This window comes from Pseudomonas sp. F220, from assembly GCF_057813935.1.
Genome location: NZ_JBVASJ010000014.1, coordinates 85,989 through 101,864, shown reverse-complemented (window position 1 = coordinate 101,864; position 15,876 = coordinate 85,989). Strand labels below are relative to the sequence as shown.

Annotated in this window: 14 protein-coding genes and 4 tRNA genes; 3 read left to right on the top strand and 15 right to left on the bottom strand. The window is 54.9% G+C overall.

Annotation, left to right across the window (positions count from 1 at the left end; all coding sequences use genetic code 11):
* Nucleotides 1-31: 31 nt before the first annotated feature.
* The 11 genes from ACZYSM_RS14750 to ACZYSM_RS14700 all read right to left on the bottom strand — a co-directional run bounded on the left by ACZYSM_RS14750 (nucleotide 32) and on the right by ACZYSM_RS14700 (nucleotide 10,510).
* Complete coding sequence (locus ACZYSM_RS14750) at nucleotides 32-883, bottom strand: DUF2242 domain-containing protein (RefSeq protein WP_489072216.1); 852 nt, start codon at nucleotides 881-883, stop codon at nucleotides 32-34.
* Between the two features lie 336 nt (nucleotides 884-1,219).
* Nucleotides 1,220-3,091 (bottom strand): SurA N-terminal domain-containing protein, encoded by a 1,872-nt coding sequence (locus tag ACZYSM_RS14745; RefSeq protein WP_489072215.1) that lies wholly within the window; start codon nucleotides 3,089-3,091, stop codon nucleotides 1,220-1,222.
* Between the two features lie 101 nt (nucleotides 3,092-3,192).
* Nucleotides 3,193-3,269: transfer RNA gene (locus tag ACZYSM_RS14740), tRNA-Asp, on the bottom strand.
* 53 nt (nucleotides 3,270-3,322) lie between these two features.
* The gene (locus ACZYSM_RS14735) at nucleotides 3,323-3,595 is read right to left on the bottom strand and encodes an HU family DNA-binding protein (protein WP_002552737.1); all 273 of its coding nucleotides are present in this window, start codon (nucleotides 3,593-3,595) and stop codon (nucleotides 3,323-3,325) included.
* Between the two features lie 148 nt (nucleotides 3,596-3,743).
* Nucleotides 3,744-6,140 carry an endopeptidase La gene (lon, locus tag ACZYSM_RS14730; protein ID WP_489072214.1) on the bottom strand — a complete coding sequence of 799 codons (2,397 nt, stop codon included), beginning with the start codon at nucleotides 6,138-6,140 and terminating at the stop codon, nucleotides 3,744-3,746.
* A 182-nt stretch (nucleotides 6,141-6,322) separates the two neighbouring features.
* On the bottom strand, nucleotides 6,323-7,606 hold the full coding sequence (gene clpX / locus ACZYSM_RS14725; protein ID WP_282376468.1) for an ATP-dependent Clp protease ATP-binding subunit ClpX: 1,284 nt from the start codon (nucleotides 7,604-7,606) through the stop codon (nucleotides 6,323-6,325).
* 106 nt (nucleotides 7,607-7,712) lie between these two features.
* Nucleotides 7,713-8,354: an ATP-dependent Clp endopeptidase proteolytic subunit ClpP gene (gene clpP / locus ACZYSM_RS14720; RefSeq protein ID WP_489072213.1), complete on the bottom strand. Its 642-nt coding sequence runs from the start codon at nucleotides 8,352-8,354 to the stop codon at nucleotides 7,713-7,715.
* 91 nt (nucleotides 8,355-8,445) lie between these two features.
* Entirely contained in the window at nucleotides 8,446-9,756 is a 1,311-nt protein-coding gene (gene tig, locus ACZYSM_RS14715; protein ID WP_489072212.1) for a trigger factor, read from the bottom strand.
* Nucleotides 9,757-10,176: 420 nt separating this feature from the next.
* Nucleotides 10,177-10,261, bottom strand: a tRNA-Leu gene (locus ACZYSM_RS14710).
* A gap of 56 nt (nucleotides 10,262-10,317) precedes the next feature.
* A tRNA-His gene (locus tag ACZYSM_RS14705) sits at nucleotides 10,318-10,393 on the bottom strand.
* Nucleotides 10,394-10,433: 40 nt separating this feature from the next.
* A tRNA-Arg gene (locus tag ACZYSM_RS14700) sits at nucleotides 10,434-10,510 on the bottom strand.
* Between the two features lie 280 nt (nucleotides 10,511-10,790).
* Between ACZYSM_RS14700 and folD the strand changes: the two genes are divergently transcribed.
* The gene (gene folD / locus ACZYSM_RS14695) at nucleotides 10,791-11,645 is read left to right on the top strand and encodes a bifunctional methylenetetrahydrofolate dehydrogenase/methenyltetrahydrofolate cyclohydrolase FolD (protein ID WP_489072211.1); all 855 of its coding nucleotides are present in this window, start codon (nucleotides 10,791-10,793) and stop codon (nucleotides 11,643-11,645) included.
* 87 nt (nucleotides 11,646-11,732) lie between these two features.
* Here the strand turns inward: folD and ACZYSM_RS14690 are convergent, their stop codons facing one another.
* Complete coding sequence (locus tag ACZYSM_RS14690; protein ID WP_489072210.1) at nucleotides 11,733-12,293, bottom strand: hypothetical protein; 561 nt, start codon at nucleotides 12,291-12,293, stop codon at nucleotides 11,733-11,735.
* 272 nt (nucleotides 12,294-12,565) lie between these two features.
* Here ACZYSM_RS14690 and pbpG point away from each other — a divergent pair, with 272 nt between their 5' ends.
* Nucleotides 12,566-13,504, top strand: coding sequence for a D-alanyl-D-alanine endopeptidase (gene pbpG / locus ACZYSM_RS14685; protein WP_489072209.1), 939 nt, complete (start codon nucleotides 12,566-12,568; stop codon nucleotides 13,502-13,504).
* A gap of 93 nt (nucleotides 13,505-13,597) precedes the next feature.
* On the opposite strand, the gene ACZYSM_RS14680 is transcribed toward pbpG, so the two are convergent.
* A complete protein-coding gene (locus ACZYSM_RS14680) occupies nucleotides 13,598-14,329 on the bottom strand; it encodes a PA2778 family cysteine peptidase (RefSeq protein ID WP_489072208.1) in 732 nt (243 codons plus the stop codon).
* A 168-nt stretch (nucleotides 14,330-14,497) separates the two neighbouring features.
* Here ACZYSM_RS14680 and ACZYSM_RS14675 point away from each other — a divergent pair, with 168 nt between their 5' ends.
* Entirely contained in the window at nucleotides 14,498-14,668 is a 171-nt protein-coding gene (locus ACZYSM_RS14675) for a hypothetical protein (protein WP_489072207.1), read from the top strand.
* An 81-nt stretch (nucleotides 14,669-14,749) separates the two neighbouring features.
* Here ACZYSM_RS14675 and ACZYSM_RS14670 read toward each other — a convergent pair whose 3' ends face one another.
* A complete protein-coding gene (locus ACZYSM_RS14670) occupies nucleotides 14,750-15,499 on the bottom strand; it encodes a TerC family protein (protein WP_489072206.1) in 750 nt (249 codons plus the stop codon).
* A gap of 29 nt (nucleotides 15,500-15,528) precedes the next feature.
* Entirely contained in the window at nucleotides 15,529-15,780 is a 252-nt protein-coding gene (locus ACZYSM_RS14665; protein WP_489072205.1) for a hypothetical protein, read from the bottom strand.
* Nucleotides 15,781-15,876 lie beyond the last annotated feature (96 nt).

The window sequence follows — 15,876 nt, the reverse complement described above, 5'->3', positions numbered from 1 at the left end:
AAAGCCAATCCTGCAGCGGTCTGAACCGAGCTTACTGAGCCGAAACTGGCAGAGCCGGAATCGGCTCTGTCGGTGCCGCCAGCGAATCTGGGTTCGCCGGTGGCGTTACAGTTTCAGTCGACGAGACTGGCTCCACGGCTGCCGCAGGGGCAGCCGGCGCGGTTTCAGCAGGGGGCGCCACTGGCTCTGAGACCGGTGGCGCACTTTGAGCTGGCACGATAGGTGCAGGTTCTGCGGCTGGTGCGGCAGCAGGCGCAGGCGTCGGTGTCGGCGCTACGGGTGCCGCTGCAGCCTTGGGTTCTGGCATGCCCAGATCGGTCTTCGGCTTCTCGGTGATATGCGCAGCTTTCTTGGCCTCAGGTGGCATGAACAGTTCAACCAGCGCAAAGAAACGCTCATAAAACTTGGCCGAAGACACCGTTTCGCTGGCGACCTTGACCATCGAATCGTCGGAGGAGCCAATTGGCATCGACACCGAACCCAGCACACCGACCCCAAGGCTGGCGGAGTTATTAGTCTTCTTCAGCGCATAGCGATCCTGCAAGGCATTGGCGAACATCGTCGCGTGGTGACCGGCACTGCCGTCTTCCGCACAGACAACGCTGAAGCTGATCTCCATATGCGTTTCACCGGTCTGCTGAAAGCTCTTGTGGCCACTGACCAGCTTCGGGTCGCTGCTGGTGATGATATAGCCCTGACTGAGCAAGGCACGGCGTGCGGCTTCGCACGTCGCGGTATCGCTCATCGGGTAGTCGCGCGAGAAGGTTCCGGAGTCAGCGAAATTTTCATGCTCATAAATGGCGGCCTTCTGCGATGAGCAACCTGCTGCGCCTGCCATCACAAGCGCCAGTACAGCGACACGCAAGTGGAATGATTTAAACATTGAAAATCCTGAGCAAAACGGTTCGGGCGTATTGTGCAACAGATCGGTGCCCGAGGGCGTACCGTTTAGTGTCTTAAAACTCTTACAATCTTACAGACCACTGTTTGCGGGGAAAAGTCGCGCACATAAATGATCAATGAACACCGCAGCCTGGCCGCCGCGTGTCGACTGGAAGGCCAGAGAGTCCAGAAAGTCCAGAAAGTCCAGAAAGTGGCACTGTGTTCGAGGTAATCGTCCAGAACACGCTGGAGTATCCCGGCACTGACAACCCCATAAACAAAGACCCCGGCCTTGGGGCCGGGGTCTTTGTTTACTGCTTGTTGACTCAGTGAGGCATCAGAAACGCTTTATGTCCGCCTGACTTTCCAGTTGCTTGCGATAGGCAGCAAAGTCTTGCTGACCAACGCGCGAAGCAAGGAAGCGGCGATACTGGGCCTTTTCTTCCTCGGTAGGAGCTGCCGCTTCGTTCACGCCGTTCAGACGCACGATCACCAGGCTACCATCGGCCAAGGTCACACTGCTGAAAGTCGGCTTGTCCTTGGCTTCAGGTTTCGGCATCCGGAACAGTGCTTGCAGCACGGTTGGGTCGATACCTTCCTGACCACGGGTTACGGCCTCGGTAACTTTCCAGTTCTGACCATCTACCGCTTTATTCAGCGGTGTCTTGCCATCGCGCAGACTGGCGATCAGTGCTTCAGCCTTGGTCTTGGCGGCAGCACTTGCATGCTCCTTGGCCAATTGCACACGGATGCTGCTGGCAACGCTTTCCAGTGGCAGCTGTTCAGGCTTGCGATGCTCTTTGGCGCGAAGTACCACAACCGTTTCCGGATCCAGTTCGATGGCGGTGCTGTTAGCCCCCTCATCCAGCACTTCAGGACTGAACGCAGCCGTCACGACAGCACGGTTGGCAGCCACACCCTCACCACCTTCACGGCCAAACGGCGCCGAGGTGTGAACGGTCAGTTTCAGCTCTTGAGCCGGCTGAGCCAGATCGGAAGCTTCGAACGACGAGTCTTCCAATTGCTTGGTCGCTTCGACGAAGCGCTGCTCGACCTGTTGGGTTTTCAGTTCTTTGGTCAGCTTGTCTTTCAGGCTGGCAAAGCTCGGCACTTCAGGTGCCTCGACGCCCAACAGCTTGATCAAATGCCAACCGAAATCAGTGCGAACCGGTGCCGAAACCTGATCCTTGTTCAAGGCGTACAAAGCCTTTTCAAAGATTGGGTCGTAGACACCTGGACCCGCATAACCGAGGTCGCCGCCGTTAGCTGCCGAACCTGGATCCTGCGAGAACTCTTTGGCCAACGCCTCGAAGCTTTCACCCTTGGCCAGACGCTGTTGAACCTCGTCGATCCTGGCCTTGGCTTGCGCCTCGTTCACCTTGTCATTCACTTCGATCAGAATATGCGCCGCCCGACGTTGCTCGGAGAGGTTCGCAGTTTCTTTCTGATACTGGGCCTGCAGGTCTTCGTCCTTGACGCTGACCTGATCAAAGAAAGAGGCTTTCTTCAACTCGAGGTAATCGATCACCACCTGATCAGGAGACATGAACTCCTTGGCGTGCTCGTCGTAGTAAGCCTTGACCTCATCATCGGTCAGTTTGACTGCCGCCGGATCAGCCTTGATGTTCAGAGTGGCTAGATCGCGGGTCTGTTTTTCCAGACGGGCGAACGCCAGAACCTGCGCATCGGTCACGAAACCGCTACCTGCCAGACCGGCACGCAGCTGACCAATCAGCATTTCCTGCGCCAGCATCTGACGGAATTGCAGACGGCTGTAGCCCAACTGACGGATCACCTGATCGAAACGCTCAGAGCTGAACTTGCCGTCGACCAAAAACTCAGGCGTTTGCAGGATCACTTGATCCAAAGCAGCCTCGGAGAAAGCAAATTTCGAACTGTCTGCGCCTTGCAGCAACAGTTTGCGATCGATCAACCCTTTCAGAGCGGCTTCACGCAGCATCGTTTCGTCGAGCAAGGAAGCATCGAAATCCTTGCCCAGCTGTTGCATGAGCTGACGGCGTTGCATATCGACCGCCTGACTCAGCTCATTCTGGCTGATCTCTTCGCCGTTCACCTTGGCCGCATCATTGCTATGGGTAGTAGCCTTGAAGATGGCATCGAAACCGGTCAAAGCCATCAGTGCAACGATGACTCCAATAATGGTCTTGGCAATCCAGCCTTGTGAATTGTCCCTGATATTCTGCAGCATGCGTCCCCCAGAAACGGTTGTACTTCAAATTAAGCAACCGTGGAGCGTGGGTAGAATCCGGATAGAAGAAAGGCGCATCCGAGGATGCGCCTTCTCGTAACTGGCGGAGCGGACGGGACTCGAACCCGCGACCCCCGGCGTGACAGGCCGGTATTCTAACCGACTGAACTACCGCTCCGCTGCCAAGTCAGGAATGACCCCGACCCGGATGGGTAAAGACTTGAAAGAAACTTAGTTAACAGCTTCTTTCAGTGCTTTACCGGCTTTGAAACCTGGTTTTTTGGCTGCTGCGATTTCCAGCGTCTTACCGGTCTGTGGGTTACGACCAATGCGAGCTGGACGATCGGTAACGGAGAAAGTGCCGAAACCAACCAGTACAACAGAGTCGCCAGCCTTGAGAGCGCCAGTGACGGATTCGATTACTGCGTCCAGCGCACGGCCAGCAGCAGCTTTCGGGATATCAGCGGATGCAGCGATAGCATCAATCAGTTCCGACTTGTTCACTCTAAGTCCCCTTATATCTATTTGAGTATGATTCTAAGTTTTTTGGTAAAAACAAAAACGAGTGCTGAATGGCCTACAGACACTTAAGAGCCGCTTTATAACAAGGGCTCTAAAAAGCTGTCAAGGAAGCCCCCCAGGCTTATGTGTACTAATGCGTGCTAATTCTTTCCTTAGAGTCAGACTCGCGCTTTTCATCCTTTGCAACTATCTCGGGAGCCACATCCGGCAAGGGCTCCGGCGCGTATTGCAGCGCAATTTGCAGGACCTCGTCAATCCATTTAACTGGTTTAATCTGAAGATCTTGCTTGATATTGTCAGGAATTTCCCGCAAGTCGCGGACATTCTCTTCAGGAATGATCACGGTTTTGATCCCGCCACGGTGTGCCGCCAACAGTTTTTCCTTGAGACCGCCAATCGCCAGAACCTGACCGCGCAAGGTAATTTCACCTGTCATGGCAACATCCGCACGCACCGGAATCCCGGTCAATGCCGACACCAGGGCCGTACACATGCCTACACCAGCGCTAGGGCCGTCTTTAGGCGTAGCCCCTTCTGGCATGTGGATATGAGTGTCGCGCTTCTCGTGGAAGTCCAGAGGGATCCCCAGGCTTTTCGCACGACTGCGAACAACCGTCAGCGCCGCAGTGATCGATTCGACCATCACATCACCCAAGGAGCCGGTCTTGATCAGCTGACCCTTGCCTGGAACCACGGCCGCTTCGATGGTCAGCAACTCACCACCCACCTGAGTCCAGGCCAGGCCTGTCACTTGCCCGATCTGATCCTGCTGTTCAGCCAGGCCGTAGCGGAATTTGCGCACGCCCAGGAAGTGATCCAACAGCTCGGCAGTCACTTTCACCGAGAAGCGTTTTTCTAGAGAGTGCTCTTTAACCGCCTTGCGGCAAATCTTCGCAATCTGACGCTCAAGCCCACGCACACCGGCTTCGCGGGTGTAGTAGCGAATGATGTCGCGGATTGCTTCGGCGTCGAATTCCAGCTCGCCTTTCTTCAAGCCGTTGGCCTGAATCTGCTTGGGCGAGAGGTATTTGACGGCGATGTTGATCTTCTCGTCTTCGGTGTAACCCGGCAGACGAATCACTTCCATCCGGTCGAGCAGAGCCGCCGGGATGTTCATCGAGTTGGCGGTGCAGAGGAACATTACATCGGAAAGGTCGTAATCGACTTCCAGGTAATGGTCGTTGAAATTGTGATTCTGCTCGGGATCGAGCACCTCAAGCAACGCCGAAGCCGGGTCGCCGCGCATGTCGCTACCCATCTTGTCGATTTCATCGAGCAGGAACAGCGGGTTGCGCACGCCAACCTTTGTCATCTTTTGAATCAATCTTCCTGGCATCGAACCGATATAAGTCCGCCGATGGCCACGAATTTCCGCTTCGTCACGCACGCCGCCGAGCGCCATACGAACAAACTTGCGGTTGGTCGCATGGGCAATCGATTCAGCCAGCGAGGTTTTACCCACCCCAGGAGGACCGACCAGGCACAGCACCGGACCACGAATTTTCTTCACGCGTTTTTGCACTGCGAGGTATTCGAGGATCCGTTCTTTGACTTCTTCCAGACCGTAATGGTCGGCATCGAGGATATCTTCAGCCCGCACCAGATCCAGACGCACCTTGCTCTGGGCCTTCCACGGCACTTGAACCAGCCAGTCGAGATAAGAACGCACCACTGTCGCTTCCGCAGACATTGGCGACATTTGCTTGAGCTTGTTCAGCTCGGCCTGAGCCTTGGTCAGAGCATCTTTTGGCAACCCGGCAGCATCGATGCGCTTTTTCAGCTCTTCGATTTCGTTATGGCCTTCGTCGCTATCACCCAGCTCTTTCTGAATGGCCTTCATCTGCTCATTCAGGTAGTACTCGCGCTGGCTGCGCTCCATTTGCTTTTTGACGCGACCGCGAATGCGTTTTTCGACTTGCAGCAGGTCGATCTCGGCATCCAGCAACGCCAGAACGTGCTCGACCCGGGCCGACAAATCGATGATTTCGAGAATTTCCTGCTTTTGTTCGATCTTCAGCGCCATGTGCGCCGCCATGGTATCGACCAGGCGACTCGGCTCGTCGATGCTGTTAAGGGACGACAGCACCTCGGCAGGGACTTTTTTGCCCAACTGCACGTATTGTTCGAACTGAGCCAGCAAGCTGCGGACAAATACTTCCGACTCGCGCTCAGGAGCGTCAACTTCGTCAATCAGCGAGACTTCGGCGCGGCAGTGGCCGTCCACTTCGCTGAAACGCTCGATTGCACCGCGTTGCTCACCCTCGACCAACACTTTGACCGTGCCGTCAGGCAGCTTGAGCAGCTGCAGAACCGTCGCGATAGTACCTACGCGATAAAGTGCGTCTTCACCGGGATCGTCGTCAGCAGGGTTTCTCTGAGCCACCAGGAGAATCTGCTTGTCGCCCGTCATCGCGGCCTCGAGGGCTTCGATAGATTTCTCACGCCCCACGAACAGCGGGATAACCATGTGCGGATAAACCACAACATCACGCAATGGCAGGAGAGGCAATTCGATGGTTGTCTTCATGATTTCGCCTCTACGGCGGCCATAAGGCCGTAAACAGATGGGAGTAAGCTTGAAACCAAGATGGGGGCTGCCTTCGAAAAAAACAAGCTTAAAAGATCGTCCGAACGCGGCCCGAACCTTTGGCAGCTCCTACAAAAGCAAAGGGGCCCGAAGGCCCCTTCTTTAAACCAGCAACGCGACGCTTAAGCGTCTGGCGCTGCCTTGGCAGCCGGCTCACTGTTTTCATAGATATACAGTGGCTTGGACTTACCTTCTATAACGCTTTCGTCGATCACTACTTTACTCACCTCGGACTGCGAGGGGATCTCGTACATAGTGTCGAGCAATACACCTTCGAGGATCGAACGCAATCCACGAGCACCGGTCTTGCGCTCAAGCGCACGCTTGGCCACCGACTTGAGAGCGTCGGCACGGAACTCCAGATCAACGCCTTCCATCTCGAACAACTTGGCGTACTGTTTGGTCAGAGCATTTTTTGGCTCGGTGAGAATCTGCATCAACGCAGCTTCGTCGAGCTCATCGAGCGTTGCAAGAACCGGCAGACGACCAACGAATTCCGGGATCAGACCGAACTTGACCAAATCGTCAGGTTCGACTTCACGCAGGGATTCGCCAACCTTCTTGCCCTCTTCCTTGCTACGCACTTCAGCGTTGAAGCCGATGCCACCACGGGTAGAACGGCTTTGAATCACCTTTTCCAACCCGGAGAACGCACCACCGCAAATGAACAGGATGTTACGCGTATCGACCTGAAGGAACTCTTGCTGCGGATGCTTGCGACCACCTTGAGGCGGAACGGAAGCGACAGTGCCTTCGATCAATTTGAGCAGTGCCTGCTGCACGCCTTCGCCGGAAACATCCCGGGTAATCGAAGGGTTATCAGATTTACGCGAGATCTTGTCGATCTCATCGATATAGACAATGCCCATCTGAGCCTTCTCTACGTCGTAATCGCACTTCTGCAGCAGCTTCTGAATGATGTTCTCAACATCTTCACCAACATAACCCGCCTCGGTGAGGGTGGTCGCGTCAGCGATGGTGAAAGGTACATTCAGCAAACGAGCCAGTGTTTCAGCAAGCAGGGTTTTACCCGAGCCTGTAGGGCCGATCAGCAAGATGTTGCTTTTGCCGAGCTCGACATCATCATTCTTTTTGTCGCGTTGGTTCAGGCGTTTGTAGTGGTTGTACACCGCTACAGCCAAAACCTTTTTCGCACGCTCCTGACCAATCACATACTGATCAAGGATGCCGCTGATTTCTTTAGGCGAAGGCAATTTATGCGCGCTGCTTTCAGCCTGTGCTTCTTGCACCTCCTCACGGATGATGTCATTGCACAGGTCGACGCATTCGTCGCAGATAAAGACCGAGGGGCCGGCAATCAATTTGCGTACTTCATGCTGGCTTTTGCCACAGAAGGAGCAATAGAGCAATTTGCCGTTGTCCTCGCCGTTGCGGGTGTCAGTCATTCGATCGATCCAAATCCGATAGGCTTGCAACACAAGATGAAGGCAATTGCAGGCTTTTTCAAGCCCACAGGTGGCCAGTTAAACCAACCACCTACATTTGAGCTGCTTAGGCAGGCATTTGACGCTTCGTGATCACAGAGTCGATCAGGCCATATTCGGCCGCACGCTCCGCACCCATGAAGTTATCACGCTCGGTATCACGCTCGACAGTTTCGAGGCTTTGCCCGGTGTGATGGGCCAGCAACGAGTTCAAGCGATGACGGATAGAGAGGATTTCCTTGGCATGGATGTCGATATCCGACGCCTGCCCCTGGAAGCCGCCCAACGGCTGGTGAATCATCATGCGCGAGTTAGGCAAGCAGTGACGCTTGCCCGCAGCGCCACCGGCGAGCAGGAAAGCACCCATGCTGCAGGCCTGGCCAATGCAGATGGTCGAAACGTCAGGTTTGATGAATTGCATGGTGTCGTAAATCGACATGCCTGCAGTCACCGAACCGCCTGGTGAGTTGATGTAAAGATGGATGTCCTTGTCCGGGTTTTCCGCTTCAAGGAACAGCAGTTGCGCCGCGACCAGGTTGGCCATGTAGTCTTCTACAGGGCCAATCAGGAAGATCACTCGCTCCTTGAGGAGGCGCGAGTAGATGTCATAGGCACGTTCGCCACGGGCGGACTGCTCGATAACCATCGGGACCAGGCCGCCTGCGGCCTGGATGTCAGAGCTCTGCTGATAATAAGAATTGCGGGACATGTCCGGCAGTCACTCCCAAATAGTTATGTCTTGAATACGCATAAGCCAGCGCGAAGGCTGGCTTATGTGTGTATTTTCAAACAAAGAAAAATCAGTCGGCTTGTGGAGCTTCTACCGGCTTGACCGCTTCTTCGTAAGAGACCGATTTGTCGGTCACGCTAGCTTTCTGCAGAACAGTATCCACAACTTGTTCTTCCAGCACAACCGAACGGACTTCGTTCATTTGCTGGTCGTTCTTGTAGTACCAAGACACAACCTGCTCAGGCTCCTGGTAAGCGGAAGCCATTTCCTGGATCAGCTCGCGAACGCGGGTTTCGTCAGGCTTGAGGTCGAATTGCTTGACCACTTCAGCAACGACCAGACCCAGCACAACGCGGCGCTTGGCTTGCTCTTCGAACAGCTCGGCCGGCAGTTGATCCGGTTTGATGTTGCCACCGAACTGCTGAACAGCCTGAACGCGCAGACGGTTGACTTCGTTTTCGAGCAGGGACTTCGGCACTTCGATCGGGTTGGTGGCCAGCAGACCGTCCATCACCTGATTCTTGACCTTGGATTTGATCGCCTGACGCAGCTCACGCTCCATGTTCTTACGAACTTCGGCGCGGAAACCTTCAATACCTGTTTCCTTGATACCGAACTGAGCGAAGAATTCTTCGGTCAATTCTGGCAATTTCGGCTCGGAGACAGTGTTCACGGTAACGGTGAACTCTGCTGCCTTGTTAGCCAGGTCCAGGTTCTGATAGTCCTCAGGGAAGGTCAGGTTCAGAACACGTTCTTCGCCAGCTTTAGCGCCAACCAGACCATCTTCGAAGCCCGGGATCATGCGGCCGGAACCCAGAACCAGCTGAGTACTTTTGGCAGAACCACCAGCGAACACTTCACCGTCGACCTTGCCAACGAAATCGATGTTCAGTTGGTCTTCGTTCTGGGCAGCGCGATCGGTTTGTTCAAAACGGGTGTTCTGCTTGCGCAGGACTTCCAGCATTTTGTCGAGATCGGCATCCGCCACGTCAGCGCTCAGGCGCTCAACAGCGATGGAGTCGAAGCCGGCAACGGTGAACTCCGGGAACACTTCGAACGTAGCGACGTATTCCAGGTCCTTGCCCTTCTCCAGAACCTTAGGCTCTACGGAAGGAGCGCCAGCCGGGTTCAGCTTCTGCTCAACAACAGCTTCGTAGAAGGAAGCCTGAATCACATCGCCCACAGCTTCTTGACGCGCATCAGCTTCGTAACGCTGACGAATCACGCTCATTGGCACTTTGCCAGGACGGAAGCCTGCAATTTTGGCCTTTTGGGCAGTCTGCTGCAGACGCTTGTTGACTTGGGTCTCGATGCGCTCAGCTGGCACGGTGATGCTCATGCGGCGCTCAAGAGCAGAAGTATTTTCAACAGAAACTTGCATGGATATTCCTCGTTGCACAGACGTTAGCCGGCCGTTTCCGACCCCAGAATCAAGGGCATGCATTCTAGTGGGTCAAACTCAAGAAGTCACCCTACTGAAAACGGGTAAAAAAACAGCAGGCAATTTATAGGTGGGGACAAACGGTTGTGCCTCACCCTGAGAGCAGATACAGCGAATCACGCCAGGGCCTCTACACCAACCCTTCTATATATAGAGGGGATCAGCGGTCGCACCCCGACAGCCGGACCAAAAACGGGCCCGACAGGCAAACACAGCACCATTCAGCAACAAAATAGCGACGACTCGCCACCCTTTCAGCCCAATGCCTGCGGCCTTACTGAAACGTATGTTTCTGAAACGAAAACGGCGCAGCCCTTTTCAGGTGCTGCGCCGTTATCTGCTATTAAATAGCTACTTAATTGGTGCGGACGAAGAGACTCGAACTCTTACACCTTTCGGCGCTGGAACCTAAATCCAGTGTGTCTACCAATTCCACCACGTCCGCGTATCAAGCTTTTAAAGCAAAGGCGCCAGACTATTAATCTGGCGCCTTTCTAAATATGGGGTGGACGAAGGGGATCGAACCCTCGACAACGGGAGTCACAATCCCGTGCTCTACCAACTGAGCTACGCCCACCATATTGCCTTGTTGCGTTACTTGTGCCAAAGCTGCCTAATGGCGCACCCGGCAGGACTCGAACCTGCGACCATCCGCTTAGAAGGCGGATGCTCTATCCAGCTGAGCTACGGGCGCCTTGTTAATCTGTATTCTTGGACGATTACAAACTAAGTGCTTTCAGTCTTACCGAGTCAAACATCAACTCTGCTCAACCTTCTTAACCAGTGCTAGGCTGTGCCCGACAAGTGCGACGAATGTTATAGGCGACCGGTAAGGTCGTCAACTCTTTTTTGAAAAAAATTCATTTAATTAAAGGGGTTAGGGGAATTTGCAGACCAAGCGCCTTTGCCCTCACGTCACGACATGCGAGAATGCGTTCTCTTTTCTTCCCCCTCTCGATGGTTAATCACGCGTCATGACTGCACAACTAATCGACGGCAAAGCGATCGCCGCTAGCCTGCGCCAGCAGATCGCCAAACGTGTCGCCGAGCGTCGCCAGCAAGGCCTGCGCACTCCTGGCCTCGCGGTGATCCTGGTCGGCAGCGACCCCGCCTCTCAAGTTTATGTCTCGCACAAGCGTAAAGACTGCGAAGAGGTCGGCTTCCTTTCGCAAGCCTATGACTTGCCCTCCAACACCACTCAAGAAGCACTGACCGATCTGATTGATCGCCTGAACGATGACCCGAGCATTGACGGCATCCTGCTTCAGCTACCGCTTCCCGAACAACTGGAATCCTCCAAACTGCTGGAACGCATTCGCCCGGACAAAGACGTGGATGGCTTCCACCCTTATAACGTCGGCCGTCTGGCGCAGCGCATCCCATTGCTTCGCCCCTGCACCCCAAAAGGCATCATTACCTTGCTGGAAAGCACTGGCGTCGACCTTTATGGGTTGGATGCTGTTGTGGTTGGCGCCTCCAACATTGTCGGGCGTCCGATGGCGATGGAATTGCTGCTGGCCGGCTGCACCGTCACTGTCACCCACCGTTTCACCAAGGACCTGGCTGGCCACGTGGGCCGTGCTGATCTGGTGGTTGTGGCCGCAGGCAAGCCAGGCCTGGTCAAAGGTGAGTGGATCAAGGAAGGTGCGATCGTCATCGACGTTGGCATCAACCGCCAGGAAGACGGCAAACTGGTGGGCGACGTGGTTTATGAAACCGCCCTGCCCCGCGCCGGCTGGATCACGCCAGTTCCAGGGGGTGTTGGCCCGATGACTCGCGCCTGCCTGTTGGAAAACACGCTGTACGCGGCAGAAACACTGCACAGTTGAGTTCAGGTTTTACTTAAAGACTTGAACAAAGAACCCCGCCACTTGGCGGGGTTCTTTGTTTAACCCGTTAAAACATCCTTCAAATCGTTAAGCCCGCTCTGCCAATGCGGCATTAACCTGCGCACGATGCGCCAGTTTCTGCAGTCGCTTTTCCAGATCCATCATGACCGTTCGATCAGAACGACCGCTTTCCAGCTCATCAATCACGCCGTTGGCCATCTTGCGCAACTCATGAATGATCACGATCCGGTCATCGCTGAGGTCATGCTTGTGCGACTCGAACAGGCGATGCAGAAAATCCTCGACCGTGCGTTGGCAACGATGACGGTCCGCCGCCCGCAGATGCACCAGATTGGCACCGATCCTGCCAAGCAGTTCAAGCATTTCAACCGTGAAATAGTGCAAACGCCGCGCGTAACCGAGTTCGCGATCACGCACCTGTTTGCGCTGCTGAGCAGACTCCTGTCGTCGCTGGATCGCCGGCACGGTAATCGCCACCATCAGACCGACGATCAATCCCACCGCCTGAATCCACCCATACCAATCCGCCGACTTCGGAAAAAACGCAAACGCCAACAATAGCACCGCAACCACGCCTGCCCAGACCACCATTGGCAGGTAATCCTTGCTGATAAAACCCTTTGGCATTGCCGGACTCCTGACTCATTCAAGGGCGATAATCGCTCAAAGAAAGCGATGCTAATCGCAGGACATCCCGCACACCACGGATATTGATAGGCACCGTTCGCGACGGAGCATCCTGCGTCAGGGAAAACCTTTTTTTTCTATATTTTTAAAGGTTTTTGATTGGCCGCCGAACAACAATCGACAGTTCTTCAGCCATACTCATAAAATGTTACGTTTTACTGAAAAAAGCCCGTTGCACAACGGCATATCCATCTTTTAACGAGTCTATCCGCGTGAATATCCGTATCTCTATACTCAGCCTATTTTTTGCACTTACAGGCACTTTCATCACGCAGAGCGCCAACGCTGGTGAGACCATCGCGGCACCCCGAGACGCCTCCCACCTGCACATCGCTTCCGGCAGCGCGTTGCTGGTTGACTTACAGACCAACAAAGTCATCTATTCAAGCAACCCTGACGTCATCGTGCCGATCGCTTCTGTCACCAAACTGATGACTGGCTTGATCGTTCTGGACGCCAAACAATCGATGGACGAATACATTTCCGTGTCAATCAGCGACACCCCGGAAATGAAAGGCGTGTTCTCCCGTGTCAAACTCAACAGCGAACTCAGCCGCAGAGAGATGCTGCTGATCGCTTTGATGTCCTCGGAAAACCGTGCAGCCGCCAGTCTGGCCCATCACTACCCAGGCGGTTACGTCGCTTTTATCGCCGCGATGAACGCCAAGGCCAAAGCCCTGGGCATGACCAGCACGCACTACGTCGAGCCCACCGGTCTGTCCATCTACAACGTTTCCACCGCCCGCGACTTGAGTAAGCTGCTACAGGCCGCCCGCAAGTACCCGATGTTGAGCGAACTGAGCACAACCAAGGAAAAGACCGTGACTTTCCGTAAGCCACAATACTCTTTGGGCTTTCACAACACCGATCACTTGCTCAACAAGCCCAACTGGGACATCAGTTTGACCAAGACCGGTTTCACCAACCAAGCGGGCCACTGCCTGGTCCTGGTGACCAGCATGGGCAATCGCCCGGTCGCCCTGGTAATCCTTGATGCGTTCGGCAAATTCACGCACTTCGCCGACGCTGGTCGTATCCGCAATTGGGTCGAAACCGGGAAAAGCGGTTCCGTGCCGGATGTTGCCGTGCGCTACAAGGCCGAAAAAAACCTCAAGAACCGTCAAAGTGGCGTGGCGCAATCGTCGAAGTAACGCTAATAAACGCAATAAAAAAAGGCCCTTGACGTTATTGTCCGGGCCTTCACTATTAACGACGCTCAATAGCGTCGTTTTTTATGCGCGCAATCAGTGTGCGCTCAATGCTTTGGTCGCTCTGGCCGCGGCCTGTTCCTGACCAGCCTGAGCCAGCTCATTGGCGGCTTTCAGCCAGCGCTGCTGGTCTACCTTGGCAGGTAACTGCGCCGGCCCCTGGATCAATACGGCCCAACTGCCAGCGTTTTCCCAAGAAGACTCAAACGACTTGAAGCTCATCAGCAAACGGCGGTTCATCCCCGCACGGAGCAAGACAGTCTGCTTGTGACGGTTGTAGCCCGCGAGCACTGCGTACCTCGGCCCGGCCCAGAACGCCGAGCCTTCTGTGAAGCGCACCAGCACCGGGTAACCGGCCGCTACCTGGGTCAACAACGCGGGAAGATTTTTATCGAGTGGATAGACCACCATGCCGTATTCACGCGCCAGGGTCTGCATGTTCTGTTGCAACTGATCTTCGGCGCCCGGCAAATGCAGTGGCTTATCCAGCAAGCCTGGAGTGATCACGATACCTTGCTGCGACAACATGCTGGCCAAGGCTCCGGGCCCACTCTGATAGACCTCGCCGCGGAAAAATGGCACACCATTGAGCTCGACGCGCTCCGGCAGGCGCTGGATCTCTGGCTGCACGCTGCCGGCGCAACCGGCCAGGCTCAAAACACAAGCACCGGCCAGCAGCGCAGATCGAAATCGAGGAAATACCCGCAACATCATCACTCTCTTGTTCAGACGCCAGGCAAACATGCTCCCGGCTTGGCCCTCGATCATAGGGCCGTCTTGAGCGACGGTATAGCCTTAAACGGCAGTTAGTTGTGCCCAATAGAGCGAACTGGTTGGTGGCTCTCTACCTTTGGTCAATAGCTTGAAACACATCAGCGACTAGACTGTCCATTGCACAGAGTGTGTGCCCCAAGCGGGGGCAAAGAGGAGGCACTTATGAGCCTGACAACGATAATCATCATGCTGATCTGTGGCTGGCTGGCCGTTGCCGCCGCGATGCTTTGGGGCGTGCTGCGCATTACTCGCAGACACCATCACCCACACATCCAGCCAGCAACTCCCGCGAAGACCGAAAAACCTGCCGGTCGCACCGCTACTGCGCACTGACTGAAATTTGCTCAACCCCAATAAAAGAAAACGGTCGCCGTGCCCTTTCGAGCACAGACGACCGTCGGCTATTTCCGCTATTTAGGCTTCAGCAGCAACCCGCTTCTGCCGAGCACGGCGCGACATCATGTTCAAGCCTTCGATCGTCGCCGAGAACGCCATGGCCGCGTAGATGTAGCCTTTCGGTACGTGGGCGCCGAAGCCTTCGGCGATCAAGGTCATACCGATCATGATTAGGAAGCCCAAGGCCAGCATCACCACCGTCGGGTTGTCGTTGATGAACTTCGCCAGAGGCTCGGCCGCCAGCAACATCACCAATACCGAGACCACCACCGCAATGATCATGATCGGCAAGTGCTCGGTCATGCCAACGGCGGTAATGATGCTGTCGATCGAAAACACCATGTCCAACATCAGGATCTGACCAATCGCGGCAGCAAAGCCAATCGATACACCGGAGGTCGTGGATGCCGACTCTTGCGGCTCCGGGTCCATGCTGTGATGGATCTCCGTGGTCGCTTTCCACAGCAGGAACAGACCACCGGCTACCAGGATCATGTCTTTCCAGGAAAATACCTGGCCGAACACATCAATGACTGGCTCGGTCAGTTGCACAATAAACGCGATGGTGCTGAGCAGGCCCAGACGCAGAACCAACGCCATACTGATGCCAATGCGCCGCGCCTTGGCTCGGTGCTGTTCAGGCAGTTTGTTGGTCAGGATCGAAATAAAGATCAGGTTGTCGATGCCAAGCACGATTTCCATGACGATCAGGGTAGCCAAGGCAACCCAGGCGGTAGGGCTGGCGGCGAGTTGTAAAAGGTATTCCATGGGTCAGTCCTGGCTCGGTGTTTGACGGGTTAGATTTCCTGCGACGACTTTTCGCGTTGTTCGCTGTCGTCCGCTGGCTTTTCCTTGTTGCTGATCAAGCCCTGAGTTGCATCACTCAATGCCTGCTCCGCAGCTTTGTGGGTATCGTCAATGGCTTGCTTGGCGGTTTCGGTCGCTTTGCCCACCAATTGCTGGGCACTTTTCTCGACCTGGTCGCAGCCGCTGAGTGCAAACACTGAAAGCGCCAGCAGACTAGCGGCGCCTATGGATTTGAGTTTCATCATGCTTTCCTCGATAGAACGTACAGACCCAAGATGACGGCCTGTCGATAGCGCTGCATTCTAAGGAGACTAACACTTCAGGAAAATTCGTATTTT